General features: G+C 69.9%; 25 protein-coding genes. 6 read left to right on the plus strand and 19 right to left on the minus strand.

From position 1 onward, the window contains the following. Window positions 1-150: 150 nt before the first annotated feature. The 12 genes from mtnP to EXE41_RS11870 form a co-directional block, all read right to left on the minus strand. Window positions 151-1,029 carry an S-methyl-5'-thioadenosine phosphorylase gene (mtnP, locus tag EXE41_RS11820; RefSeq protein WP_049931495.1) on the minus strand — a complete coding sequence of 293 codons (879 nt, stop codon included), beginning with the start codon at window positions 1,027-1,029 and terminating at the stop codon, window positions 151-153. Between the two features lie 100 nt (window positions 1,030-1,129). Then, complete coding sequence (locus EXE41_RS11825; protein WP_049931496.1) at window positions 1,130-2,128, minus strand: YeiH family protein; 999 nt, start codon at window positions 2,126-2,128, stop codon at window positions 1,130-1,132. Further along, complete coding sequence (locus EXE41_RS19310) at window positions 2,125-2,277, minus strand: hypothetical protein (RefSeq protein WP_167373068.1); 153 nt, start codon at window positions 2,275-2,277, stop codon at window positions 2,125-2,127. Before EXE41_RS19310 ends, EXE41_RS11825 begins: the two co-directional genes overlap by 4 nt. 128 nt (window positions 2,278-2,405) lie before the next feature. After that, window positions 2,406-3,074, minus strand: a complete 669-nt coding sequence (locus EXE41_RS11830; RefSeq protein ID WP_137691118.1) for an HD family hydrolase — start codon at window positions 3,072-3,074, stop codon at window positions 2,406-2,408. A 12-nt stretch (window positions 3,075-3,086) separates the two neighbouring features. Continuing rightward, complete coding sequence (locus EXE41_RS11835; RefSeq protein WP_049931497.1) at window positions 3,087-3,782, minus strand: phosphoribosyltransferase; 696 nt, start codon at window positions 3,780-3,782, stop codon at window positions 3,087-3,089. Window positions 3,783-3,848: 66 nt separating this feature from the next. Then, complete coding sequence (gene kdgK1, locus EXE41_RS11840) at window positions 3,849-4,814, minus strand: bifunctional 2-dehydro-3-deoxygluconokinase/2-dehydro-3-deoxygalactonokinase (protein WP_199240879.1); 966 nt, start codon at window positions 4,812-4,814, stop codon at window positions 3,849-3,851. Window positions 4,815-4,911: 97 nt separating this feature from the next. Next, complete coding sequence (locus EXE41_RS11845; protein WP_049931498.1) at window positions 4,912-5,556, minus strand: hypothetical protein; 645 nt, start codon at window positions 5,554-5,556, stop codon at window positions 4,912-4,914. Continuing rightward, window positions 5,496-6,926 (minus strand): DUF58 domain-containing protein, encoded by a 1,431-nt coding sequence (locus EXE41_RS11850; protein ID WP_137691120.1) that lies wholly within the window; start codon window positions 6,924-6,926, stop codon window positions 5,496-5,498. The genes EXE41_RS11845 and EXE41_RS11850 overlap by 61 nt, the downstream gene beginning before the upstream one ends. Next, the gene (locus tag EXE41_RS11855) at window positions 6,923-7,474 is read right to left on the minus strand and encodes a hypothetical protein (protein ID WP_086216739.1); all 552 of its coding nucleotides are present in this window, start codon (window positions 7,472-7,474) and stop codon (window positions 6,923-6,925) included. The genes EXE41_RS11850 and EXE41_RS11855 overlap by 4 nt, the downstream gene beginning before the upstream one ends. A 58-nt stretch (window positions 7,475-7,532) precedes the next feature. Continuing rightward, window positions 7,533-8,474: a DUF4129 domain-containing protein gene (locus EXE41_RS11860; RefSeq protein ID WP_086216740.1), complete on the minus strand. Its 942-nt coding sequence runs from the start codon at window positions 8,472-8,474 to the stop codon at window positions 7,533-7,535. Window positions 8,475-8,559: 85 nt separating this feature from the next. Continuing rightward, entirely contained in the window at window positions 8,560-9,609 is a 1,050-nt protein-coding gene (locus EXE41_RS11865) for an MBL fold metallo-hydrolase (protein WP_137691121.1), read from the minus strand. 64 nt (window positions 9,610-9,673) lie between these two features. Further along, window positions 9,674-10,234: a HAMP domain-containing sensor histidine kinase gene (locus tag EXE41_RS11870; RefSeq protein ID WP_241987240.1), complete on the minus strand. Its 561-nt coding sequence runs from the start codon at window positions 10,232-10,234 to the stop codon at window positions 9,674-9,676. A gap of 95 nt (window positions 10,235-10,329) precedes the next feature. Between EXE41_RS11870 and EXE41_RS11875 the strand changes: the two genes are divergently transcribed. Further along, window positions 10,330-10,707, plus strand: a complete 378-nt coding sequence (locus EXE41_RS11875) for a hypothetical protein (protein ID WP_049931502.1) — start codon at window positions 10,330-10,332, stop codon at window positions 10,705-10,707. Between the two features lie 455 nt (window positions 10,708-11,162). Beyond that, a complete protein-coding gene (purL, locus tag EXE41_RS11880) occupies window positions 11,163-13,451 on the plus strand; it encodes a phosphoribosylformylglycinamidine synthase subunit PurL (RefSeq protein ID WP_137691123.1) in 2,289 nt (762 codons plus the stop codon). Window positions 13,452-13,462: 11 nt separating this feature from the next. Here purL and EXE41_RS11885 read toward each other — a convergent pair whose 3' ends face one another. Beyond that, window positions 13,463-14,746, minus strand: a complete 1,284-nt coding sequence (locus EXE41_RS11885; protein WP_137691124.1) for an RNA-guided endonuclease TnpB family protein — start codon at window positions 14,744-14,746, stop codon at window positions 13,463-13,465. Between the two features lie 325 nt (window positions 14,747-15,071). Here EXE41_RS11885 and EXE41_RS11890 point away from each other — a divergent pair, with 325 nt between their 5' ends. Continuing rightward, window positions 15,072-16,259: an ABC transporter ATP-binding protein gene (locus EXE41_RS11890; protein WP_137691125.1), complete on the plus strand. Its 1,188-nt coding sequence runs from the start codon at window positions 15,072-15,074 to the stop codon at window positions 16,257-16,259. A 55-nt stretch (window positions 16,260-16,314) separates the two neighbouring features. On the opposite strand, the gene EXE41_RS19315 is transcribed toward EXE41_RS11890, so the two are convergent. The 3 genes from EXE41_RS19315 to EXE41_RS11900 form a co-directional block, all read right to left on the minus strand. Further along, window positions 16,315-16,464 carry a hypothetical protein gene (locus EXE41_RS19315; RefSeq protein WP_167373067.1) on the minus strand — a complete coding sequence of 50 codons (150 nt, stop codon included), beginning with the start codon at window positions 16,462-16,464 and terminating at the stop codon, window positions 16,315-16,317. Window positions 16,465-16,549: 85 nt separating this feature from the next. Next, window positions 16,550-18,745 (minus strand): LUD domain-containing protein, encoded by a 2,196-nt coding sequence (locus EXE41_RS11895; protein ID WP_137691126.1) that lies wholly within the window; start codon window positions 18,743-18,745, stop codon window positions 16,550-16,552. After that, a complete protein-coding gene (locus EXE41_RS11900) occupies window positions 18,746-19,252 on the minus strand; it encodes a lactate utilization protein C (RefSeq protein WP_094553580.1) in 507 nt (168 codons plus the stop codon). It abuts the gene before it with no gap. 185 nt (window positions 19,253-19,437) lie between these two features. Here EXE41_RS11900 and EXE41_RS11905 point away from each other — a divergent pair, with 185 nt between their 5' ends. Then, window positions 19,438-21,150 (plus strand): L-lactate permease, encoded by a 1,713-nt coding sequence (locus EXE41_RS11905; protein WP_137691127.1) that lies wholly within the window; start codon window positions 19,438-19,440, stop codon window positions 21,148-21,150. A gap of 146 nt (window positions 21,151-21,296) precedes the next feature. Next, on the plus strand, window positions 21,297-21,497 hold the full coding sequence (locus tag EXE41_RS11910) for a hypothetical protein (RefSeq protein ID WP_137691128.1): 201 nt from the start codon (window positions 21,297-21,299) through the stop codon (window positions 21,495-21,497). Window positions 21,498-21,657: 160 nt separating this feature from the next. Here EXE41_RS11910 and EXE41_RS11915 read toward each other — a convergent pair whose 3' ends face one another. Together EXE41_RS11915 and EXE41_RS11920 are read right to left on the minus strand one after the other, a co-directional pair. Next, window positions 21,658-22,176, minus strand: coding sequence for a DUF3368 domain-containing protein (locus EXE41_RS11915; protein ID WP_137691129.1), 519 nt, complete (start codon window positions 22,174-22,176; stop codon window positions 21,658-21,660). Continuing rightward, entirely contained in the window at window positions 22,173-22,463 is a 291-nt protein-coding gene (locus EXE41_RS11920; protein WP_137691130.1) for a UPF0175 family protein, read from the minus strand. The genes EXE41_RS11915 and EXE41_RS11920 overlap by 4 nt, the downstream gene beginning before the upstream one ends. Window positions 22,464-22,608: 145 nt before the next feature. Between EXE41_RS11920 and EXE41_RS11925 the strand changes: the two genes are divergently transcribed. Continuing rightward, window positions 22,609-22,845, plus strand: a complete 237-nt coding sequence (locus EXE41_RS11925) for a ribbon-helix-helix domain-containing protein (protein WP_241987241.1) — start codon at window positions 22,609-22,611, stop codon at window positions 22,843-22,845. Between the two features lie 581 nt (window positions 22,846-23,426). On the opposite strand, the gene EXE41_RS11930 is transcribed toward EXE41_RS11925, so the two are convergent. Then, window positions 23,427-24,080 (minus strand): hypothetical protein, encoded by a 654-nt coding sequence (locus EXE41_RS11930; RefSeq protein WP_137691131.1) that lies wholly within the window; start codon window positions 24,078-24,080, stop codon window positions 23,427-23,429. Between the last annotated feature and the right edge of the window lie 8 nt (window positions 24,081-24,088).

A 24,088-nucleotide genomic window follows, 5' to 3' on the forward strand; every position in this document is an offset into this window, starting at 1 on the left:
CCTCACACCGCCCCCGCACCTCACACCTCCCCAGCCTCGTCGGTCGCCCTCCGCGCTGCTCCGGGCGACCGACTCCCTCGCGCGTGCTCCTCGTGGCCGCCGCTTCGCTCCGGCCGCTCACAGGCACGCGCCACCGCACGGCGCGTCTATTTACAAGTAGTCGCCGAGCAGGGGCTCAACGCGCTCCTTCGTCTCCTCGGGGATCGCCTCCGTCGGCGTGTTGACGGTGCCTTCGAGCGACGTGTGCGCGTCACACTCCAAGTCCTCTGGCAGGGTCCGCACGGCCTCCTCGACGGCGGCCTTGATCGCCGCCTGGTTCTGCTCGGCGTTCTCGAGCACCTCTTCGAGCGTCACCTCGCTGTCCGCCTTCCACACGTCGTAGTCGGTGACGCCGGCGATCGTCGCGTACGCGATCTCGGCCTCGCGGGCCAGCTTCGCCTCCGGGATCGCGGTCATGCCGACGAGATCCCAGCCTTGGCTCTTGTAGAACTCCGACTCCGCGCGCGTCGAGTACTGCGGCCCCTCGATACAGACGTAGGTGCCGCCCTTCACGACGTCCGTGCCGTCGTCCTCCTCGCCGCCAACGGCGGACTCGGCCGCCTCGGTGAGGTGGTCGACGAGCTCGGGGCTGTACGGGTCCGCGAACGGCTGGTGGACGACGACCCCGTCGCCGTAGAAGGAGAGGTCGCGGTGTTTCGTCCGGTCGTAGATCTGGTCGGGAACGACGAGCGTGCCGGGCGCTAACTCCTCCTTCAGGCTCCCCACCGCGTTCGACGCGAACACGTGGGTGACCCCCGCCTGCTTCAGGGCGTACATGTTGGCGCGGTACGGGAGGTCGGTCGGCGAGACGCCGTGGTTCGAGCCGTGGCGCGGGAGGAAGGCTACCTCGCGGCCCGTGTCGCCGAACTCGCCGATCGTCACCGCGTCGCTCGGCTCGCCGTACGGCGTGTCGAACGCGACCTCTCGCACGTCGTTGAGGGGGAGCGCCTCGTAGATGCCGCTGCCGCCGATGAATCCGATGGTTCCCATACCCCGAGTGCGCCCGCTCGCTACTTATAAGGAGTGAACGCGGTCGGCGGCCGCGGTCGACGGCCCGGCGCGTCGTCGACGGCTCCGCGGAGAACCCGTCTCACAGCAGCCAGCGCACCGCCGCGAGCGCCACCGCGCTCACGGCGAGGAGGTGGACGAGCACCGCGCCCACGGGCGCGGCGCCCACCGCACGCATGTCGTCGACCCGGATCGAGAGCCCGAGGCCGACGAACGCCAGCGCGAACAGCGCGTCCGACACGCGCCCGATCGACGCCAGCGCGGCCGGCGAGAGCAGCCCGCTGTTGGCGACCGCCGCCACGGCGAGGAAGCCGAGCAGGAACTTCGGGAACTCCGCCCACAGCCGCCGGACGCCGGGGTCGGCGGCCGACCGCGCCGCGTACGCCAGCGAGTACGCGACCGCGACGCCGCCAAGGAGCGAGTTGCGCGCCAGTTTCGTCACGGTCGCCCACTGCCCCGCCTCGGGCGAGTAGGCGAACCCGGCGGCCGCGACGGGGCCGGTCGAGAACATGCTCACGCCCGCCCAGACGCCGAACTGTCGACCGGTGAGGCCGAGCCACTCGCCCGCGAGCGGGAACGCGACGAGCGTCGCGGCGTCGAACAGCAGGATCGTCGCGGCCGCGAAGGTGATCGCGGTCCCGCGCGCGTCTAGCACCCGGCCGATTGCGACGACCGCGGAGACCCCGCAGATGCTCGCGCCGGCCGCCAACAGGGAGGACGTGGGCGACCCGATCCGGAAGAGCCCGCGCGCGACGACCTCCGCGAACAGGAGCCCGCCGGCGACGACCGCCACCACGAGCCCGAGGACGGTCGGTCCCGCGGCGAGGAACTCCTCGACCGCCACCGCCGCGCCGAGCAGCACGATGCCGGTCTCTAAGAACAGCTTGTCGGCGCTCACGCCCGGCTCCGCGATCTCGGGGATCCCGACGGTGTTGCCGAGCCCGACGCCGATCCCGACGGCGACGACGAGCGGCTGGAGGCCGGGGACCGCGTCCGCGACGAGCGTCGCGGCGACCGCGCCGCCCGCGAGCAGCGCGAGGCCGGGCAGGTACGCGCGGACCGCCTCGCCGATCCCCGTCACAGCGCCTGCCCGACGAGGTGCGCGGCGACGATCCCGAGCCCCAGCGCGAGCGCCTGCCAGCCGCGGTCGAGCGCGGTCCAGCGGTCGACGAGGCCGGCTCCGGTCGCCGGGCCGTCTGACGCGACCCCGTCGTCGCGGTTCGATGCCATGGCCCGAATCGGTCCGGCCGACACTTACTGGTGTCGCTCGCGCCGGTGACGGTCGAGCGCCGTCCCGTCGATGGCCTCGCAACCGCTGAACGGTCGGGGTCGCGGGCGCTACCGGACTGCGAGAGCGCTTACCGGTCGCGCGCCGCCCGGTACCGCTCGCGGATCGACGCGAACAGCTCCTCCCCGGCGTCGGTCCGGAGCCGCGGCTCGCTCGTCGCGAAGAACTCGTCGAGGTCGTCGTACTCGCGGAACGCATCGGGATCGCCGAGTTCCGGGTCGTACCGGTCGCCGCGCTCGTAACGCAGGGCTTGGAGGCAGGTGTCGAGCAGGTCGCACTCCTTGACGAGGACCGCCTCCGGCGAATTGCGGGCCTCGTACGCCTCCCACGCGTCTCGCACGCGCTCCGGGAGCGGGCCGGCGAGGTCGCGCATGGCCTCTCGCTCGGCGGCGACCTTCGCCTCGCGATCGACCGCGTCCCCGGCCGCGTCGTCGTCGGCCGTCACGTCGGCCGCCCGCGTCGCCACGTCGCCCGTCTCCGCCTCGGCGACGTCGTGGACGACCGCCAGCCGGAGGGCGCGGTCGCGGTCGACGCCCGGGAGGTCCTCGCGGAACCGGTCCCCGAGCGTCAACACGAGGTACGCGACGCCCCACGAGTGGGCGGCGACGGACTCGGGCTCGTCGACCCCGCGGAGCTGCCACCCCGTGCGCCGCTCGTCTTTGAGCGCGTAGGCGTCGAGGAGGGCGTCGAGCGCCGCGTCGTCTGCGGGGTCAGCGTCGGCGTCGTCTCCGGGGGCCATCGCTCGGTCCGGCTACTCGGCGAGCGCCCACGTCTCGTCGCCGACGGGCTCGGCCACGTCCCGCCGGACCATCTCGTCGATGACCTCGTCGAGGCGGCCGGGCTGGGCGACCTCCATCTCGATCCGGCCGATGCCGTGGTACTCCTCTAAGTAGTGCCGGAGGTCCTCCCGCGAGAACGTCGAGTCGTCGGCGCGCTCCATGGCGCCCTCCGTGAGGTCGATCATGTCTTCGAGGAAGTTCCACGGGTAGACGACCCACGTCCACTGTTCGAGCCGTTCGCCCACGAAGTCGGGCTGGAACTCGGAGGTGCCCAAGAGCTGGAGGGTCGCGGTGCGGACCTCGCCCGCGCCGCGGTCCTCGACGTACTCCTCGGCGCGGCTGATCGAGCCGCCGGTGTCGGCGATGTCGTCGATGATGAGGACGTTCTTGTCCTCCACGCTCCCCTCGGGCATCGGGTAGCGGATCTGCGGTTCGTCGCTCTTCTCGGCCGCCCCCACGTAGTGTTCCATCTTGAGGCTGGTGAGGTCGTTGAGCCCGAGGAAGTCGCAGATACACCGCCCCGCGAACCAGCCGCCGCGGGCGAGGGCGACGACCACGTCCGGCTCGAAGTCGGCCCGCTTCACCGCGTCGGAGACGTTGCGGCAGAGCCCGTAGATGTACTCCCAGTTGGTGAGCGTGCAGTCGAAGTCGTCCGGGAGGTCGCTCATACGGGCGTATCTGCCACCCGCGCGCTGATAAGGGTTTAGCTCCGGCGCTCGCCCCGCGCCGGTCGACTACCGATCGATGCCGCCGCCGCCGGCCACCACGCCCTCGACCTCCCCGGGCGTGACGACGGCGACGTCGCCCGCGACGGTGCGTTTCAGCGCCGCGACCGCGGCCGCCCACTCCAGCGCGGCCGGGAGGTCGCCGCCGTCGATCCGCTTCGCGAGGTAGCCCGCGACGAACGCGTCTCCGGTGCCGATCGCGTCGATCGTCTCCGCGTCGAAGACGCCCTGCTCGTACACCTCGCCGTCGCGCAGCGCGACCGCGCCCTCCGTCCCGCGGGTGACGACGACCGTCTCGACGCCGAACTCCGCGGCCAGTCCGTGCGCGACCGCGACCGCGTCGCCCTCGCGGTCCAGCACCTCGCGGGCGTCCCGCCGCGGGACGAACAGCGTGTCGACGTGCTCGAACAGGCTCTCGTAGGCCGCTCGCGCGGTCTCCGGGTCCCAGAGCTTCTCCCGGTAGTTCAGGTCGAACGAGCGAGTGAGCCCCGCGTCGCCCGCCTCGCGCAGCAGCGCGGCCGCCGTCTCCGCGGCGCGGTCGGACAGCGCGGGCGTGATCCCGGAGGTGTGGAACCGGCTCGCGTCCGCGAACGACGCCGTCGACAGGTCCCCGGGCGTCACCGTCGTGATCGCGGCGTCCCCGCGGTCGTACACGACGTTCGACCCCCGCGGCGCGTCGCCGCGTTCGAGGTAATACGTCCCGACGCGGCCCTCAGCCGGGTCGGTCCACGCCACCTCGGGCGTCACTCCGTGGCTCCGCAGCTCGTTCGTCACTCGGCGCCCCGGCGGGGAGTCCGGCAGCTTCGAGAGCCAGACGGCGTCGACGCCGAGCCGCGACGCGCCGACCGCCACGTTGCTCTCGGCGCCGCCTGCCTGAACGTCGAGCGAGTCCGTCGTCTCCAGCCGCTCGCCGCGCGGGGGCGACAGGCGGAGCATCGTCTCGCCGAACGTCACGAGGTCGGTCACGCCGACCACCCTTCGGTTCGCATACTCGGCCGTCGCCGGGCCAGCACAAAAGCGTCCGCGATCGCCGCGCAGCGCGCGCGGCCCGGTAAACCTGGCGCTCGCACTGTCACCGCAGCGCGGATATCAGCGCGATACCGCCCGCCAAGAGGAGCGCGAGCGCGGCCACGGGCTGGCCGCCGCCGACCGCGAGCGAGACGCCGTACACGAGGCCGGCCGCGAGCGCGCCGACGAGCAGGCTCGCCCCCGCGTGGACCGCGACGTTCCGCCGGACCCGAGCGCCCCGTCCGACCTGCTCCCCGAGGCCGACCCCGTGGTCGGCGACGTCCCACGCGACCGCCAGCCCGACGGCGGCGACGAGCAGGGCTTCGGGCGGGGCGCCGCGGTACCCTGCGAGCGCGATCCCCGCCACGCCCGCGGTCGCGCCCCACGTCAGGACTCGCGCCGACCCCCGGAGCGAGCCGCCGAGGAACGCGAGCGCGCCGACCCCGACCAGCGCGCCGCCCGTCGGACTCGCTATCAGCGCGGCGGTCGCCGCGACGCCCGCGGCGGCGAGGCTCGCGACGACCGCGACCGTCGGGGGCCGGGCGTCCGCCTCGTGGAAGTCGGCTGGCGCTTCGGACGCCGACTCGTCGCCCCCCGTCGCAATCGCGGATCCGTCGCCAGTCGTTCCGGGCGCCGAGCCGTCGCCGCTCATCGCGACCACCGCCTCGTCGCGGCCGCGACCGCGGCCGGGAAGGAGTCGTCGCCCCACTCCAGCGCGCGGATCCCGCCCGCCCGGAGCGCCCGGAGCCGCTGGCGGCGCTCGAAGGCGGTCAACCGTTCGCCCGCCGTCTCGGCCGTCGTCGGGTCCGGCGAGAGGACCGTCACGAGGTGACCGTGCGCGTCGACGCGCCGCGCGATCGCCGTCGCGCTTTCGTCGACGAGGGGGGTGAAGAAGAGCACCTGCGCGTCGGCCGGGAGCCGCCGCCGGAACCGCCGGAGCCACAGCGACCGGTAGAACCGGTCGTCGCTCGGCGTCGGCGCCAGCGCGGGGTCGGTCGCGAGCGTCTCGCGCCCGCGGGCCGCGTGGACGGTCCCGCTGCCGGGCGGCAGCCAGCAGTCGATCGGCGACAGCGCCGCGATCCCGACCCGGTCGCCCCCGTCGAGGAGCGCGGAGAACGCCTGTCCCGCGGCCGCGACGCTCGCCTCCACCGCCGTCTCGGCGTCCGGGTCGGCGGCGACGTACGCGGACTCGCGGGCGTCGACGACCAGCACGACCGTCGCGGAGCGCTCCTCGCGTAGTTCGACGGTGGACAGCTCCCCCGTCCGCGCCCGCCGGTTCCAGTCGATCCGCTTGAGCGGGTCGCCGCGGCGGTACTCCCGGGTGGCGTGGAACTCGACGCCGGCGCCGCCCACGTCGGTCGGCACCCGACCGTGGTGGACGGTCGTCAGCCCGCGCAGCGGGAGGTCGCCGCCGGCGGACAGCTCCGGCGTACAGGCGATCGCGGTCGGCGCGTCGAGCGCGGTCGTGCGCTCGCGGGCGCCGGCCGCGTCGCGGGTGATCGCCGTCAGCGGCTCCCACTCGTGGTCGCCCCGGGTCGCGCGCACCGTGTACTCGAACGTCACCGCCGTCCCGGGTCGCAGCGCCGTCGCGACCCGAGCGGGGCCGTCGACGACCGCCAACCCCGGCGGGACCCCGTCGACGAGCCGGAGGTCCGGCAGGGCCTCCTCGCCGACGTTCTCCGCCCGGACGGTCACGCTGACCTCGTCGCCCGGCTCCGGGGCCTCGTCGCTCACCGTCCGCGTCACCGCGAGCGCCGGCGCCGACGCGTCGCCCGCCCGCGCGTACACCGCGTACCCGGCGCCCACCGCGCCGGCGAGCACGAGCGACGACTGCCGGACGAGCACGCCGAGGCCGACCAGCGCCAGCGCCGCCCCCGCCATCCCCAGCCAGCGCTCCGTCTCGATCGCTCGGCGGTGTTCCCGGTCGCTCGGAGCGCCGGCGGATTCAGTCTCGGTCGCGTCGGCCGATTCAGTCTCGGTCGCGTCGCGGTCGCGTCCGACCGCGTCGCCGTCTCGTCCGGTCGCCTCACCGTCGGTCGATGCTGGCTCGGACGCGGCGGCGCTTGAGGGGTCGCTCACGCCGCACCCCCCTCTATCCGCTCGATCTCGCCGATCGCGGCGCGGAGCCCGTACCAGTAGTTCGACCGTCCCCGGACCCCGGCGGAGAGCCGGACCCGGACGGGATAGGCGGTCCGGGTGTCGAAGAACGCGGCGGCGGCCGCGTCGTCCGTCCACGTCCCGTCGTCGACGGCCGTCGCCGCCGCCTCCCGCGAGCAGTTGCGGTCGCGGGCGACGGCGTCCACGGCGACCTCCCGGACCCGGTCGCGGAGGGCGCGACGGTTCCGGTAACCCCCCGGCGCCGGACTGGCCACGCGGGCGATCCGCTCGTCGAGGTCGGCACCGGGCACCGCGGCGGGCGCGCGCCGCTCCGGCTCTCCGGTGTCTGTCGGCATCCGCCGGCGGTCCCGACGCGCGTTCGCGTATCGAATCCCCTGAACCACGCCGAGGACGCCGATCAGTGTGACGACCGCCGACGTGGGGGAGAGGACCGACGCCACGCCGCGGTCGAGCGCCGCGAGGATGCCGACGGCGACCGCCAGCACTCCCGCGACGGCGAGCGGCCGCACTACCGATCACCACCGTCGGTTCCCACCGTCTCGCCCGCGCTCTCCGTCAGAGCGCGCGTCACGAGTCGCCTCCGTGCCGCTCCTCGATCCGACGCAGCGCCTCGACGGCGCGGCGCTCCCGGTCGTCGGTCGCGTCCTCGCCGCCGTATCGGACCCGCTCGAACACCTCGGTGAGCGCGGTCACCGGCTCCTCGGCGACGCCCGCGTCGACCGCGGCGGCCGCGAACTCCGCGGGCGTCGAGGAGTCCGGCCGGTCGACGTCGAGGACGTCGGTCATGTCGCGCCACGCGCGGTACACCTCGTTGTCCGCGTCCGAGGACTCGATCCGGTCCGCGACCTCGCCGGCCGTCCGCCCAACCGCGGCGAGGTCCGGCGGCTCCTCGACCGGTTCGTCGGTCCGGTCGCCGCCGCCGTCCGCCTCGTCGTCGCCGCCGGCGAGGAGCAGCGCGGCGACGCTCGCGATCACCGCGGCGACGACGACGACCGCGAACAGGATCTGCGGCGCCGACGCCGCGCCCTCGCCGCTGCCGAGCCCGCCGCCGGCCGCGCCGGTCGACAGTAACTCCGTCCCGTTGCTGCCCATCCCGAGCGAGGTGGAGACGTTCTCCGCGACCGACCGGCACGTCGACAGCACCCAGAACAGGACCGCGATCGGGGCGCCCATCACGCCGGCGACGGCGACGCTCGCGAACGGCGACCCGGTGTCGCGATAGGTGACCCCCGCGAGCAGCGTCAGGCCGACGAGCAGCGCGATCACGGCGGGCGGCTCCCTGAGGAACGGCAGACAGAGCCCCGGCGCGGAGAAGTCGCCCGCCTCCCCCGACGACGTGAGGACGCCGGGGTCGCCCGTGTCAGATCCGACGCTCGGGGCGTCTCCGCCGCTCCCGCCGAACCCGCCGCCGCCGGTGTCGACGGCGGTGTCCAGCGTCGCGGCCGCGACGCCGAGCGCGACGAGGGCGAGGAGGGCGACCGCGACCGCGACGAGGGCGTCCCGCTTCACGTCCCCGACTACGCCGGCCGCCGGGAATAGCTTTCGGCGGCGGTCGGTTTCGGGGTCGCGCCGGAACGCCCCCGGTTCTCTCCGCCTACGCGTCGTCGCTCCCGTCGACGACGTCGTCGAGCGGCGTCGTCGGGAACAGGGCGCTGACGTCGGGGTCGGGGTCGACGAGTCGGTAGGCGGTCCCGTCGGGCTCGACGACGCCGGCGTCGGCGAGGTGGTCGAGGTGCGAGAACGCCTCGCCGGGACCGTGGAGGACGTGGATGTCCTCCAGCGAGCCGAACAGCGCGGCCGACACCTCCCACGCGGTCGCCGGCCCCGAGTTGTCGAGGACCCCGATCACCCGGCGGGTCCGGTGCCGATGGTGGTCGAGGATCGTCGCCGCGCGGCGGCTCGGCTCGTCGATCCGCTGACGGTGCCCCGGATGCGCGGCGTCGAAGTCGCGGTCGACGATCCGCGCGAGGCTCTCGGCGTAGGCCGCGAGCGCACCCTCGACGCGGATGTCGGCGCCGCCGACGTTGGGGGTGTACTTCGGGAGCAGCGCGTCGCCCGTGAACGCCTCCTCGGTCGCGTCTTCGCCAGCGATGGGGTCGTGGTCCGACACAGCCCGCGGGTCGAACGCGAACCCGGAGAGTCCCGCGGTGTGGCCGGGAAGGTGGAGGGCTTCGAGTTCGACGCCGCCGGCCTCGATCGCGTCGCCGTCCGCGAAGGTCGTCACGTCGGCCGGTCGCCCCGAGAGGTCCACGCTGACGGCGTCGAAGAACTCGATCAGCCGCTCCTGGTCGGCGGCGGGCATCCCCCACCGCTCGAACGTCTCGCGCTGGAGGTCGCGGTCGGCGAACAGCGGCGTCTCCGTCCCGTCGACGAGGCCGGCGTCGGCCTCGTGGACGTACACGTCGGCGCCGCCCTCGGCCTGGACCTCGCCGGCGAGTCCCGCGTGGTCCGGGTGCCAGTGGGTGAGGACGACCGCGTCCACGTCGCCGAACGCGTGCCCGTACTCGGCGAGGCCGTCGGCCAACTCCTCGCGGACCTCGGGGAGCGCGACCCCGGTGTCGACGAGCGCCGTCGTCTCCCCGTCCAGTAGGTACACGTCGTTTTCGCCCTCGAAGACGGTGTTGCCGAGCTGAATCCGTTTCACACAGCCACGTCGGCTGCCGGGCATTTCACCGTTTCCACCGCCGGCTCCCGCCCCGGCGGCGCCGTCACTCGATACCGACGCCGGTGAACTCGGAGCGCGCCCCGCCGTCCGGACCGTCGGTGACGCGTACTGCCCAGCCGTGCGCCTCGCCGACCCGCTCGACGATGGCGAGGCCGAAGCCGGTCCCGTCCGGGTCGGTCGTGTGGCCGGCCTCGAGGACCTCGCCGCGCTCGTCCTCGGGGAGTCCGGGGCCGGCGTCCGCGACGTAGAACCCGCCGTCGAGGTCGCCGACGGTGACCGTCACGTCCGCGCCGCCGTGCGAGACGGCGTTCCGCAGGGGGTTCTCCAGCACCTGTTTGAGCCGACTACGGTCCGCGCGGACCGTCGCCGTCGCCTCCGCGCGCACTGTCGCGTCCGCGGTCTCGACGCTCCGCCAGCACTCCTCCGCAATCGCTCCGAGGTCGACCGGTTCGAGCGACTCCAGTACCGTCTCGCACCGTCTCAGGTCCCGCGCTCGACGGTCCGGGTCTCGGTCGCCCGTCGCGTTCGATCCCCCGTTCCGGGCGGCCGATAATGAACCGTCGCTCGGCGTCGGCGAGTCGAGAGACGAGCGTCGGCCGGTCAAGCGACGGGCGTCGGCGGGCCGGTCGCTCGGGGCTAGCGGTACCGGTCGCCGGAGCGATCCGTTGAGGCTTTGCTTCTGCCGCTCTTTCCGATCCCATGGAGTATCAACCGGGCGTGTGTAACATCGGACCGACACAGCAGCGACGGCGGCTCCTCCTCGGCGTCGGGTCGCTCGCGCTCGCGGCCGCGTTCGTCGCGGCGGCCGTCTCGTTCGCGTGGCCGCGCTGGTCGCTCATCCTCTCCGTCTTCCCGCTGTACGGCGCCGCGATGGGTGCGTTACAGTACCGCGAGCGGTTCTGTATCGGCTTCGCCGGTATCGGCGTCTTCGACGTGGGCGGGGGGACGAGCGAGATCGAAAACGAGGAGGCGCTCGCCGCCGACCGCAGGAAGGCGGTCAAGCTCAACGCGAAGGCGATGGCGCTCGGCGCGGCCGGGACGGTCGTCGTCTTCGCCGCAGTGACCGTTCTGGCATAAATCTCGCTCGGCGTTCCGGCCGTTTAGTTATAACCAGACCACTCTGGCTAAATCGCTGTCGGCAGACCGACGACGAACACTGCTGACGATCCGGCCGGTCATTCGTGACTGATTGCCGGCGGATCGGTCGTGGGAACCTCCTCGAAAGCCCCACCCGCTCGGCTATAGATCGTTGCGGCCGTGAGAGCCTCCTCCAAAGCTCAGCCTCCCGGCTGCCCCTTTGAGTCCCACTCCGCACAGCTCCGCACCTCACACCTCCCCAGCCTCGTCGGTGGTCCTCCGCTTCGCTTCGGCCCACCGACTCCCTCGCGCGTGCTGGCTTCGCGGCCGCCGGTGGCGGCCGCTCGCAGGCACGCGCCTCCGAGACCGCTAACTGTGCGGGATCCCGCTCGGGGTATCACCACGAACGTGCGTATAGAAAAGCATTAGAACCGGCTCGATGACCACGTAAGTGAATGAGTCTGTCCGATGCGGACCACGAGCTCGTGACCGCGGAGCTCGGCCGCGAGCCGACGGCGGCGGAGGCCGCGCTGTTCGAGAACCTCTGGAGCGAGCACTGCGCGTACCGCTCCTCGCGGCCCCTCCTGTCGGCGTTCGACAGCGAGGGCGACCAGGTCGTGGTCGGCCCGGGCGACGACGCCGCGGTCCTCGCGCTGCCCGAGCCGGACGCGGCCGACGACCCCGCGGCCGAGCGCGACGCCGACGACTACGGTGACACGTACGTCACCTTCGGCGTCGAGAGCCACAACCACCCCTCCTTCGTCGACCCGTTCGACGGCGCCGCGACGGGCGTCGGCGGCATCGTCCGCGACACGATGAGCATGGGCGCGTACCCGATCGGCCTCCTCGACTCGCTGTACTTCGGCGGCTTCGACCGCGAGCGCTCTCGGTACCTCTTCGAGGGCGTCGTCGAGGGCATCTCCCACTACGGCAACTGTATCGGCGTCCCGACGGTCGGCGGCAGCGTCGCCTTCCACGGCGGCTACGAGGGGAACCCCCTCGTCAACGTCGCCTGCGTCGGCCTCACGAACGAGGACCGACTCGTCACGGCGACCGCACAGGAGCCCGGGAACAAGTTGGTCCTCGTCGGGAACGGCACCGGCCGCGACGGGCTCGGCGGCGCGTCCTTCGCGAGCGAGGACCTCGCCGAGGACGCCGAGACCGAGGACCGCCCCGCGGTCCAGGTGGGCGACCCCTACGCCGAGAAGCGCCTGATCGAGTGTAACGAGGCGCTGATCGACGAGGACCTCGTCCGCTCGGCCCGCGACCTCGGCGCGGCCGGCCTCGGCGGCGCCTCCTCTGAACTCGTCGCGAAGGGCGGCCTCGGCGCGCGGATCGACCTCGACGCGGTCCACCAGCGCGAGCCGAACATGAACGCCACCGAGATCCTGCTCGCCGAGAGCCAGGAGCGGATGTGCTACGAGGTCGCCCCGGACGACGTCGAGCGCGTCGCCGACCTCGCCGAGCGGTTCGACCTCGGCTGCTCGGTCATCGGCGAGGTGACCGACGGCAACTACGTCTGCGAGTTCGCCGGCGGCGCGGACGGCGAGGGCGGCGCGGACGCCGACGGCGCGACCGACCGGGACCCCGAGACCGTCGTCGACGCGCCCGCCGAGTTCCTCGCGGACGGCGCGCCGATGAACGACCTCGAAAGCGAGCCGCCGAGCGAGCCCGACCGGGACTTGCCCGCCGACGAGCCCTCGCTCGACGAGGCGGTCGCGGCCGTCCTCTCGGCCCCGTCCACCGCGAGCAAGCGCTGGGTGTACCGCCAGTACGACCACGAGGTCGGGACGCGCACGGCCGTGAAGCCCGGCGACGACGCCGCGCTGCTCGCGGTCCGCGAGACGGAGTCGACCGACGAAGCGAGCGAAACGGCCGCCTCCGCCGACGGCGTCGGCCTCGCGCTCGCCTCTGGCGCGAACCCGAAGTGGACCGCGGTCGCGCCGTACGAGGGCGCCCGAGCCGTCGCCCTCGAGAACGCGACGAACCTCGCCGCGACCGGCGCGGTCCCGCTCGCCGCGGTCGACTGCCTCAACGGCGGCAACCCCGAGAAACCCGACGTGTACGGCGCGTTCGAGGAGATCGTCGACGGCCTCGCGGACGCCTGCGCCGCGCTCGACGCGCCCGTCGTCGGCGGCAACGTCTCCCTGTACAACGACAGCGTCGAGGGGCCGATCCCCCCGACGCCGACGCTCGCGGTGCTGGGCACGCGGCGCGGCTACGACGCCCCGCCCGCCGCGCTCGACGCCGACCGCGCGGCCGACTCCGTGCTTCTGCTGGTCGGGTCCGGCGGCGACGCGCTCGGCGGCTCCGAGTACCTCGCGCACGCCGGCGGCGGCGACCGGTTCCCGACCCTACCCGACGAGTCCGGGGCGGCCGACGACCTCGGGGGCCTCGTCGCGTCGCTCGCGGCCGCCGCCCGCCACGAGTCGACGCTCGCGGCCCACGACGTGAGCGAGGGCGGGCTCGCGGTCGCGCTCGCCGAGCTCGTGACCGACGACGCGGGCGTCGACGCGACCCTCCCGGACCGCGTCGCGGCCTTCGACGAGACGCCCGGACGCCTGCTGGTCCAGACGACCGAACCAGAGGCGGTCGCGGCCGCGGTCGGCGACTTTCCCGTCTTCCGGCTCGGCGACGTGACGACCGACGGGGCCCTCTCGCTCGCGGTCGGCGACGAGTCGGTCGCGCTCTCGGTCGACGCGGTCCGCGACCACCGCGACGTGATCGAGCGCGAACTGGCGTAAACTACCCCGCCCTACTTGCTCACGGCTTCGCCGTTCGCTTCGTTGACGGCGGGGCTTTCGCGTGGACTCCCGTTCTGGCCATCGCTGGCAGGCTCGTAATCACCGTTCACGTTCAACGTCCCGCGATTCAAGCGCACGTTTACGGGTGCGCCTCCACCCGACGACGTTTGCGTCGAGCGGAGATGCTTCAGACCGATGTTCTTCGCCGCGTTGTAGTCCGCGTGCGGTGAGTATCCGCACTTCAGGCACTCGAATACGTCCTGTCCGTCCGAGGTCGGGCGGTTGTTCTCGTGAGTGAACCCGCACTTGGAACACCGCTGGGAGGTGTAGGCGGGACTCACCTGTTCAACCGAGATGCCGACGACTTCGGATTTATACTCGACGTACTCGAACAGGCGTCGGAACGCCCACGCGTGGAACTTCTTGGCGTTCGGCATCCGCTCACGAATTCCCGTCAGGTTCTCGAACGCGATCACGTCGCAGTCGTGTTCGACGGCTTCTGCGACGAGTTCTTTCGAGACGGTGTGGAAGAAGTGGTCGTAGCGTCCCGTCTCCGTGCGTCCGACCGATTGGATGGTCTCGTGAGCGGCCCGCGTCCCGCGCTGGTGGAGCGACCCGCGTCGCTTCTCGAACTCGCGGCGCCAATGGTTCAACTCCGACCCGTTCCAGAACGTGCCTGTTGACGTGACGGCGACGTTTTCGATGCCGAGGTCAACGCCGAGGACTGTGCTGTGCTCGTCGTTGCCGTCGTCGACAGTCTCGAACTCCACATCCGCCTTTGTGCGGACGTGAAGGTAGAACTCACCGGCTCGGTAGTGAAGTTCCGCGCCCGTCACCTCGTAGTCGTCGTTGAACAGATACTCCGAGTGGGGCGTCTCGCGGCTCTCGTCGGGAAGGACGTACTCGGCCGTGATGCGGCCTTCGACGGTCGAGAGCGTCGCGTGGTCGTCGTTGAACGTGGCACACCGCTTATCGTAGACGAGTGTGGGAGCGGAAAAAGACGGTTTCCCTGCGTAGTCGCCTTGTTTCCAGCGGGCGACGACGCTTTGGACGGCGTCGGCGGCCTTGTTGCGAGCGTTCTGAACGAGATTCGCTTGTAACCGTGTCTCTGCCCGCACGTCGTCGTAGGTTTCACGTTGAAGTTGGGCTTTGCTCGTCGTTTTATACTCGCCTTGCCAGGCGTGGTCGACGACGTAGTTGGCAGCCCACAGGAACTCGGAGATAGTTTCATGGAGGTGGTCGGCGTCGCTGTCGGCCACATTGAGTTTGACCGGGACGGTGCGACGGACCTCCATCCGTACTTCAGATGTATACTTTTGTTTTTATATTAGTGACGGTTCGGGGAGGAGCCGGCCGACAATCGAACGTGGCTGGTGTAGTGCCGGGTCGGTTTCCTCTCCGACCTACTCGCTCGCTTCGCTCGCTCCGTGAGCTCGGAGGCTCTACCTTGTATTATGCTGAGCCGGCGCGACGCGGTGGATGAGCGGCGAGCCCCGCGCTCCGTACCCTCGCGATCACCGATTTCGACGCCCCGAGAGCGAGCGATACGCTTTTAGGTGCTCCTAAAGTATGTGGCGGCAACCGCGGGACGCCGGCCATTCCGGTGCCCGCCCCTCATCGATGGCATCCACGGAACCAGTCGGCACGACGCGCTCGACCGAGTCGGACGACGCGACGGCCGATCGATCGGACGACTCCGCGACCGACCACCGGGCGAGCGCCGCCGACGACGACGGGGCGACCGCCGCCGCGGACCCCGTCCTGTCACTGTCCGAGGTCACGAAGGCGTTCGGCCCCGAGACCGCTGTCGACGACGTCTCGCTCGACGTGCGGTCCGGGGAACTGCTGACGTTCCTCGGCCCCTCCGGGTGCGGCAAGACGACGACGCTGCGCACCATCGCCGGCCTCGAAGAGCCCACTGAGGGGCAAATCACCCTCGGCGACGAGGTCGTCGCCGGCGACGGGTCGTTCGTCCCGCCGGAGCGGCGCGACGTGGGCATCGTCTTCCAGAACTTCGCGCTGTTCCCCCACCTCACCGTCCGCGAGAACATTGCGTTCGGGCTGACCGACGCCGACGCCGCCGAGAGCGAGGCGCGCGTCGACGAGCTGCTCGAACTGGTCGAGATGACCGACCACGGCGAGAAGACGCCCGACCAGCTCTCCGGCGGGCAGAAGCAGCGCGTCGCGCTCGCGCGTTCGCTCGCCCCCGAGCCCGAGGTACTCCTCCTCGACGAGCCCTTCTCGAACCTCGACGTGCGCCTCCGCGTCGAGATGCGCGAGGAGGTCCGCCGCATCCTGAAGGAGGCGGGCGTCACCGCCGTCTCGGTCACGCACGACCAGGAGGAAGCGCTCTCCATCTCCGACCGCGTCGCGGTGATGAGCGACGGCCGGATCGAGCAGGTCGGCCGCCCCGAGTCCGTCTTCGAGCGCCCCGAGTCGAAGTTCGTCGCCTCCTTCCTCGGGCGGGCGTCGTTCCTCGAAGGAGAGCTCCGCGACGGGAAGGTCGACACCGGCATCGGCCGGTTTGACGCCGTGACGCTGGAGGGATACGACACCGTCTACGACGGCGCGCCGGTCGACGTGCTCGTGCGCCCGGACGACCTCCGCGCGACCCCCGCGACCTCCGAACTCGCCGACGGCGTCGTCACCTCGCGGCAGTACGTCGGGCCCTCCTTCGTCTACCGGGTCGAACTCGACTCCGGCGAGGCGGTCCACTGCCTCCACAACCACGTCGAGGAGTTCGACCTCGACGAGCCCGTCTCCCTCGAACTCACCGCGGACCACCCGCTCGCCTGGTACCCGCGCTAGGCGAGTCGCTGCCGGCGGCCGAACGACTACGGAAAAACGCGACGAGCGACGGCGTTCAGAAGGTCGCGAGGAACGGGACGGCGTACGCGATCAGCAGGCCGACCAGCGTGACGGCCGCGCCGACGCCGACCTCGCGGCTCCCGAATTCCTGCATCGGTGCGGTCACGCGCTTGTCCGGGTCGGGCTCGTGCGAGTGGTCGTCCATAGTCCCGGATCCGACCGGGGAACATATAAGCCCACCTGAACTCGACGGCCCCGACTCGCGGAGCGACGCGCCCGGAGCGGGCGCGTCAGCGACGGTCACGCCGCGCGTCGAGGAGCCGGACCGGATGCGCGGGCCGCCGCGTGAGCAGGGCGTCGAGCTGTTCGAGACAGGACGTGCCGCTGGCGACTACCGTCCGGTCCGCGGTCTCGTCGGTCGTGAACTGGTCCGCGAGCGTCTCGCCGACGTCGACGCTGAGGTCGTAGTACTCGGACTTGTAGCCGAAACTGCCGGCCATTCCGCAACACTCCACGTCGGAGGTCACCACGTCGAACCCCGCGTCGTCGAGGACCGCCGTCGTGTACGGCTCCAGGTCCAGCGTGCGCTGCTGGCAGTGGCTGTGGTAGGCGATCCGTTCGCCGTCGCCGTCGGGGAGCGCGCCGAGGTCGGCGCCGTTCTCCAGCAGGCCGTACACGTACTCCATCACCTCGTAGCTGCGCTCCTTCAGCGCCTCGTGTTCCTCCGTCGGGAGGAGCCGACCGTACTCGCGGTGGAACATCGCGAGGTCGGAGGGCTCGATGACGACGACGTCCCGGCCCGCCGCGACGGCCGGCGCGAGCGCCTCGTACACGGCCTCGGCGTTCGACCGTGCGGTCGCGACCATCCCCTGCGAGAGCGGCGCGCGTCCGCTCTCGCCGGCCGCCGGCACGTCGACGTGGACGCCGAGCGACTCGAGGACCCGGACGGCCGCCTTCCCCCGCTCGGTGCGCACGTAGTTGGTGTACGCGTCGGGGTACAGCGTCACGCGCTCGCGCGCGGCGTCGGGGTCGACCCGCGAGCCCCGGTCCGCGAACCAGTCGACGAGCGACTCGCGCTCGAACCGCGGGAGCTCGCGGCGGCTGTCGACGCCGAGCGTCCGTTCCAGCACCGATCGGGCGGGCCCGGCCTCCGCGACCCAGTTCGACAGCGGCGCGAACGCCGACCCGAGCTTCGCCAGCGTGTCGAAGTTCCCGAACAGGCGCTTCTGGAGGTCGATCCCGCCCGGATCCGCGTCCGGCGTGAGCCCCTCGACGAGGAAGTCGAGGTCGCCGTCCGTCCCGCGGTTGATGCGGTCGCGGACGACGGTGTTGATCCACGGGATGTCGATCTTCACCGGACACTGGTTCACGCACCGGCTACACCCCGTACAGAGGTCGTTGAACTCGGCGGCGCTCTCCTCGCCGTGGACGCCCGCCTCCCAGCCGGTCGCGATTCCGCCGGAGTACGTCTCGCCGCCGAAGGCGTGGCCGCCCACGTGCTGGAAGTTCGCACAGGAGTTCGCGCACGCCGAACACCGGATGCAGTACAGCGTCTCCCGGAGCTGGTCGTCGTCGCGCATCTCCATCCGGCCGTTGTCGATTAACACGAGATGGAAGTCGCGCTCGTCGCCGGAGCCGAGCGCCTCGTCGCCGAACGTCGGGGAGTCGGTCGGCGGGGTGAGAAGCGAGACGTAGGAGGTGATGTCCTGGCCGGTCCCCGACCGACCGATGAGCTCCACGAACGGCTGGAGGTCCTCGACGCTGGGGATCACCTTCTCGACGCCCGCGACCGCGACGTGGGTGTCGGTCGCCTGAACGCACTTCCGGGCGTTGCCCTCGCTCGTCACCAGCGCGAGCGTCCCGGTGTCGGCGGTGACGAAGTTCGCGCCCGTCATCCCGACGTCGGCGTCGCGGATCTTCTCGCCGAGGTGTTCGCGGGCGAACCGGGTCAGCTCCTCGGCGGTCTCCGGGGGGTCCTCGGGCTCGAACACCTCGTCGAACAGCGCGGCGATTTCCTCCCGCGACTTGTGGATGGCCGGGGCGACGATGTGCGACGGGGCCTCGTCGGCGATCTGGAGGACGAACTCGGCGAGGTCGGTCTCCCACACGTCGGCGCCGTCCGCCTCGAGGGCCTCGTTCACCTCGACCTCCTCGCTGGTCATCGACTTCGACTTCACGGCTGTGCGGCCGTCGACGACCTCCGTGATGTAGCGGTTCGCGTCCGCGGCGTCGTCGGCGAGGTACACCGTGCCGCCGTTGGCCTCGACGGCCTCGGTCACCTCGTCGATGAGCTCCGGCAGCCGCTCGATCGCGTCCTCTTTGATCGCCCGCGCCTCGTCTTTCAGCCGCTCGTAGTCGTCGAGGTCGCCGGTCGACTCGTAGCGTCCCTCGTTGAACACGCGCGTGTTCTGCTGGACGCTGTCGCCCTCGGTGTCGAGGATGTGGCGGATGTGTTCGGCCTTCCGCCGTCGGTTCTCGGCGCTCATCTACCTGTCCTCCACCAGCACGACGGTCACGTCCATCGGCCCGTGCGCCCCCTTCACGAGCGCGCCCATGTCCGCGGTGGCGCTCGGTCCGGTCGCGATGATCGACTGCCCCGCGCCGTCGCGGACGTCCGCGCCGAGGCGGTCGAACGCGGCGTCCATGTCCGGCAGGACGTCGTCCGCGGCGACGACCGCGACGTGCTCGTCTGCGTACAGGCTCACCGGCTCCTCGCCGGCGGCCCCGCCCTGAATCACCACGGAGCCGTAGTCGGCGATGCCGTATCCGGCGGCGGTGACGCCCGTCGCCGCGGCTTCGAGCTCGGCGACGGTCGGGTCGGTGTTCACCGCGTCCGGGAGCGAGACCCCGTCGAACGGAAGCGGCGCGCCGACCGCCGGGTCGTCGAGCAGCGGCGCCAGCGCCGACTCGAACCCGTCGGCGGTCGTCCGGACGCACTCGACGCCGACCTCGTCGAGCGACGACTCGAAGGTCGCGATTGACTCGACTGACATACGCCGTGGTTGCTGTAACAGCCTAATGGGTGTTTCCCTATACGCAGTTTCCTAACGGGATACATAACGTATCTTTCTCATCGGACGCCCGGCCAGTACCCAACTCCTCGCCAGTAATATCGTCAAAAAAGAAAGTTACATATGGATCGTTGTGAGACGCCCAAACACGGTCGAAAGACATACTCATGACAAACGTACTCTCACTGGCGTTCGTCGGCGTCATTCCGATCGGCGTCGCGTTCGTCCTGCTCGCCGGACTCAGGTGGTCCGCCGCCCGCGCGATGGGGGTCGGGTGGCTGCTCGCCGGGGGGATCGGACTCACCTACTGGGGCATGGAGATCGACTGGCTGGCCGCGTCGGCCGTCTACGGTGCGTTCCAGGCGGTCGACATCATCCTGATCGTCTTCGGCGCCATCCTCCTGATGAACTACCTCGAGGGGAGCGGCGCCATCGCCACTATCAGGTGGTACTTCGGACAGATCGAAGAGGACAGACGCATCCAAGTCCTGCTCATCGGGCTCGGCTTCATGACGATCATCGAGGGCGCCGCCGGGTTCGGGACGCCCGGGGCGCTCGCCGCGCCGCTCTTTATCGGCCTCGGCTTCCCGCCGCTGGCCGCCGCGGTGTTCGGGCTGTTCTTCAACGCGCCGAACCCGCCGTTCGGCGCCGCCGGGACCCCCGTCATCGGCGGCACCGGCGCCGTCATCGACCCGGCGCTCTCCGGCTCGGTGGGGGTCTCCGAGTTCCTCTCGATGGTCTCCGCGTGGTCCGGCATCGTCACGGGCGTGACGTACGTGTTCTGGGGGCTGCTCGGCGTGTTCTTCCTGACGTACTGGTTCGGCGACGCCGACGGCGGCCGGAGCGTCGGCGGCGCCGTCCGCGACACGCTCCCCATCGCTCCGTTCGCGCTCCTCCTCGGCGTCGTCACCGGCGGGACGCAGCTGGTGGTCGCGTGGTTCGTCGGGCCCGCGCTCCCCGACATCGCGGCCGGGTTCGTCGTCCTCGGCGTGGGGCTCCTGCTCGCGAACAACAATATCCTCATCCCCGACCGCGAGTGGGACTTCCCGACCGACTCGCAGTGGAGCGACACCTGGCTCGGCGGCCTCGAACTCGACGAGATCTCCCGCGACCAGCCACAAAAAGAGATGTCGGTGCTGCTGGCGTGGACGCCGTACCTCCTCGTCGCGCTCGCGCTGCTCGCCACGCGGTGGCCCGACCTCACGGTCGCCGGCACCGCCGTGCTCCCGTGGATCCAGAGCTTCACCGTCGGCATCGACTCGATCCTCGGCACCGAGCTCGGGTACACGCTCCAGTACCTCTACCTCCCGGGCACGATGCCGTTCATCCCGATCGCCGTCCTCACGGGCCTCATCCACAAGATGGACGTCGACGAGATGGGCGCGGCGTGGCGGCGCTCTGCGGAGCAGGTCGCGCCCGCCGCGCTCACGCTGATCATCGCGGTGTCGATGACGCAGGTGATGATCCAGTCGCAGACGAACACCGCGGGCCTCCTCGGCATGATGGAGGCGCTCAGCCGCGCGCTCGCGATCGGCGCGGGCGGCCTGCTCCCGATGATCTCGCCGTGGATCGGCGCCATCGGCTCGTTCATGACCGGGAGCAACACCTCCTCGAACATCCTGTTCAGCGTGCTCCAGTACAACGCCGCCGAGACGGTCGAACTCTCCCGGACGATCGCCGTCAGCCTCCAGAACGTCGGCGGCGGCCTCGGCAACATGGTCTCGGTGCTGAACGTCGCCGCCATCTGCGGCGTCGTCGGCATCACCGGCCGCGAGGGCGACCTGCTCCGGAAGGCGATCGTCCCGATGGCGCTGTTCGCGCTGTTCGCCGGGCTGTTCGGAATGCTCCTGAGCTACGTCCTCGTGCCCGGGCTGTTCTGATCCTCCCGGAAACGCTTTCCCGCGACCGCCTCGAAAGATAGGTCGAACGACTCGACGTCGAAAACCGCTATGAGCGACTCACGAACGCCTGAGGAGGCTCGGCCGGAAGCGATGACGGCCCCCAGCGACCGCCCCGCTACGAGCAGGTGATCCGGTGGGCCGAGTACACCAAGGCACAGCCGCCGGAGGTGTGGGGGCCACAACAGAACGCGGTCGTGAACGGCCAGATCGAGAGCGCGCAGGCGGTCGACGTGAGCGCTGAGGAGAAACAGGCGATTCGGGAGTTCGCGGACGAGACGTTGCGGGCCGAAGGTGAGACCGACGAGAAAAATAACGGCGAGAAGTAGATCGACGCCCGAGCTCAGCCGTAGAGTCTCTCGTCGATGTCTGCCTCGTCGGTCGCGACCCCGGAACTGACTCGGCCGCGCCGCATTCGTTCCTTTTCTTCCTCTGATAACGGGAGCGGCGATGCCATACCGAGGACTCTCTCACGAGCTGTACTGGTCGTTACTCGAACGACTCCAGCTTCCCGACGACCCTCGTGTACACGTCCGGCGCGACGTACCAGCCGTGGTCGATCATCGCGTCGATTGCGTCACGCCCCCCCGCTTTCGACAGCTGCCCGCCTTTCACGGCCGCGAGGACGAGATACGCGGTCCCGCGCGTCTCGACGCCCTCCACTTCGGCCGCGGAGCGCCCGGCGGACTCGTCCATCACGGCCACCGCGTCGCGTGCGTCCGCGCAGGTGAGGACCGCCACGTCCGCGTCGCTCAGTCCGGGATGGCGACCCAATCGAGTCGCGACCGGCGAGTCGTCGGTGTCGACGGCGACGACATCGACGAGGCCGTCTTCTACGGTGCGCTCGATCCGACGCGCGTCGTCGTAGCCCGCTTCGATCCCCTCGGTTACGGCCTCGCGGTACACCCGTTCGGGGACGAGTCGGGGTTCCGAGAGGGTCTCCACGACCCCGAGTCGCTCGGCTTTCGCGAGAGAGGTCAGTGGGGTCGCGTCGAAGACCCAGCTCACAGGTCGTCGAGGTCGGCTTCGAGGTGGTCGTCCGAAACCCACGCGCGGTCGGACTCCTCGACCAGTCGCGCGAACTCCCAGACCGACAGGCCCGCGGGGTCCGCGGCCCTCGTGAGCGAGACCTCGCCGTCCGCGAATCGGTCGACTGCGCGTTCTCGGCGCCACTCGTCGAGCCCCTCAGCGAGGAGTTTCCTGACCGCCGTGCTCTGGTCGAGCCGTTCCGATTCGAGGTATTCCTCGAGTTCAGCTTCGAGGTCCTCGGGGACACGGGTGGAGATGGTGGGCACAGCGTTTGCTATGTGTGCAATGTATTCTTAGGTTTCGGCGGGACTCGTTCGTGCGTTTGTCGAAGTGTAGATTGGCTGTCCCGGCATCGAGGACGGCGGTCTCCACTATAGAGTATTTATATGACCGCGGAAGCAACACACGCGTATGTCTGAAACGAGTACGAACGATCCCGACGTCGATGACCCCGAGACGACGACGATCAACGTGCGCGTCACCGAGCGCCAACTGGCGGAGATCGACGCGGCCTGGAAGGAAGGGGGGTACACGTCTCGGAGCGATTTCCTCCGGCACGCGATCCGGGACGCGACGGAGCACCCCGGGCGCGTCACGCGATATGCTGGCGAGTATCGCCGCCGAGGAGTACGCGATGCGCAAGGATGATACTGAAGCCGTCTCTCGCGATGAGGTCGTGGAGTGATCAACGACGAGGAGGGCGACTGGACGCAGGAATTCCGGGCCTCTGATAGTGATTAGTTCTGCTATGTTGAATAGCGAGCGTTGAGCAACGGTTCATTGGCTCCAATTCTGAGACCATGTGACTCATCAGCTCACGGACTGATTCACATCTACCACGTCCACTCAATCACCGCTATTCAACACAGCAATTAGTTCAATTCTTTACCGGTTTGCTGATCCGTATCCTTGGTGAGAGGTGCCGAACCAACGCTTCTCGGCACCGTCTATGAAACTATTTGCACTAATCACTATCAATCAACATAGACCTGCGTGTTCGACTGGCCAGCACTTTTTGACTTCGATATCACAGACGTGAGCGAGATCCTAACCCACTACCAAGACTGCTGTAACCATCATAACAAGTCGCGCGTTTCTCCAAGCACCCCGATTCTAAATCTAGAATACTGATATAAAGTAAATAGTTGAAAATTATTTCTTTTAATTATAGAAATAAATCGCCCTATCTAATATAAGCTAAATAAAGATTTAACCAAAATACTGAAAAATTAATGCGGCGTCGCGCTAATTGTCAGGCTCCCTGAAATATCTTCGGAAGTATCCGAATTCGAGAAATCGGTATTCACGGCCACTGCCATATTAATGGCTTCACCGGGGCTTAGTCCACTATACTGATCAAGGAAGTCACTTTGCTCGTAAACCCCTGACTGACCACTGACTGCCTCAGGGCTCCCATCAAAGACACGTAGTGGTGAGTAATGGGTGTTTTTGAAATTGTAGAAGGCCAACGCAGACCCGTTTGAATTCAAGCTGGCGGAATTATCTAGTTCGTACGTGAACGTGATATCATAGGTCTCCGCCGGCGCCTGGTTGACTATTTTGAAAGCCGGAGTTCCCGTATATCCCCAGTCCTTTGCTAGGTCTGGCCCCTGAACATTGATATCACCGAGTTCGATCTTAGCCCCGACGCTGACACCATCTCCAGTACCTCTAGCGAAATCAATCCCTAGCTCACCACTAGATTGTTTAATGAAATCTCCGGAACTCACATCTTTTAGTCCAATTGCACCTTGATCGTCGGCGACAACATTAACATCGACATTTCGATTGCTTTGAGTGATACTCATTGCCCCGGTACCCATCGCAGCCGCCGAACCGGCGGCGAGCGATCCCATTCCGACTAGGAATTTGCGTCGTTCCATGGTTGGTC

The sequence above is a fragment of the Halorubrum sp. SD690R genome (assembly GCF_005435035.1).
Lineage (GTDB): Archaea > Halobacteriota > Halobacteria > Halobacteriales > Haloferacaceae > Halorubrum > Halorubrum ezzemoulense.

Bases quoted from the DNA above. Each gene is read 5' to 3' on its own strand.
- purL (WP_137691123.1), top strand. From the start codon at position 11,163: ATGAGTCTGTCCGATGCGGACCACGAGCTCGTGACCGCGGAGCTCGGC.
- EXE41_RS11835 (WP_049931497.1), bottom strand. From the start codon at position 3,782: ATGAGCGACCTCCCGGACGACTTCGACTGCACGCTCACCAACTGGGAG.
- EXE41_RS11900 (WP_094553580.1), bottom strand. From the start codon at position 19,252: ATGTCAGTCGAGTCAATCGCGACCTTCGAGTCGTCGCTCGACGAGGTC.
- mtnP (WP_049931495.1), bottom strand. From the start codon at position 1,029: ATGGGAACCATCGGATTCATCGGCGGCAGCGGCATCTACGAGGCGCTC.
- EXE41_RS11885 (WP_137691124.1), bottom strand. From the start codon at position 14,746: ATGGAGGTCCGTCGCACCGTCCCGGTCAAACTCAATGTGGCCGACAGC.
- EXE41_RS11895 (WP_137691126.1), bottom strand. From the start codon at position 18,745: ATGAGCGCCGAGAACCGACGGCGGAAGGCCGAACACATCCGCCACATC.
- EXE41_RS11930 (WP_137691131.1), bottom strand. From the start codon at position 24,080: ATGGAACGACGCAAATTCCTAGTCGGAATGGGATCGCTCGCCGCCGGT.
- EXE41_RS11890 (WP_137691125.1), top strand. From the start codon at position 15,072: ATGGCATCCACGGAACCAGTCGGCACGACGCGCTCGACCGAGTCGGAC.
- EXE41_RS19315 (WP_167373067.1), bottom strand. From the start codon at position 16,464: ATGGACGACCACTCGCACGAGCCCGACCCGGACAAGCGCGTGACCGCA.
- EXE41_RS11830 (WP_137691118.1), bottom strand. From the start codon at position 3,074: ATGGCCCCCGGAGACGACGCCGACGCTGACCCCGCAGACGACGCGGCG.
- EXE41_RS19310 (WP_167373068.1), bottom strand. From the start codon at position 2,277: ATGGCATCGAACCGCGACGACGGGGTCGCGTCAGACGGCCCGGCGACC.
- EXE41_RS11905 (WP_137691127.1), top strand. From the start codon at position 19,438: ATGACAAACGTACTCTCACTGGCGTTCGTCGGCGTCATTCCGATCGGC.
- EXE41_RS11925 (WP_241987241.1), top strand. From the start codon at position 22,609: ATGTCTGAAACGAGTACGAACGATCCCGACGTCGATGACCCCGAGACG.
- EXE41_RS11875 (WP_049931502.1), top strand. From the start codon at position 10,330: ATGGAGTATCAACCGGGCGTGTGTAACATCGGACCGACACAGCAGCGA.